Here is a 601-nt window from a genome sequence, read left to right as displayed (position 1 = left end):
TATAAAAACAGAGGTTTCGTTTTGATTAAAAGCATCAAGCTGCATATCAAGAAATCTCGATTTTATTTAGAGTATTCATTGAGGTATGAGCATGGAAACGCTGCATCTAACAAATTCACACTTCAAGTCTGATTCGCCAATCAACAGATTGATTTTGTTGCTGGTAGCGCTCATTACGCTATTTCTTGTCGTGATTTCTCCGGGTTGGAAACAAGCAATGCTTTCCGTCATTTTGATGGCAATCATCGTCGGTTTCGCCGTCTTGATGATTAAGAAAAGCCAAGTCACTTTCACACTGACCGCCTCGCACTTTCAGCAACACCTGTTTAAAGGCGGTTGGGTTGTCCGTTGGCGAAATATTGAGTCCATTGGTATATGCAGTTATCAACAAGACGGCTGGCATCAACCGCTCCCGTGGGTAGGCATCCGCTTGAAACACTATTCCCCTTACCTTGATGCAATTTGCCCGCGTATCGCGACGGAGATTTTACTTAGCCAACGCGCTTTGTTGTATCTGGGCGCAAGGCAGAACCATTGTGAAGAGAAATTTGAAGATATGGTACTCGACCCACAACCGTACACTAGCAAAGCGGGAAAACAA

Annotated in this window: 1 protein-coding gene; it reads left to right on the top strand. The window is 44.1% G+C overall.

All coding sequences use genetic code 11. The annotated features are described in order from the left end of the window. Positions 1-91 precede the first annotated feature (91 nt). On the top strand, positions 92-601 hold a 510-nt coding region (locus R7Z77_RS26845; protein WP_318137238.1), incomplete at its 3' end, for a DUF2982 domain-containing protein.

The sequence above is a fragment of the Vibrio sp. 1401 genome, from assembly GCF_033340295.1.
The sequence above is the reverse complement of the archived record's forward strand: the minus strand, read 5'-3'. Positions and strand labels throughout refer to the sequence as shown.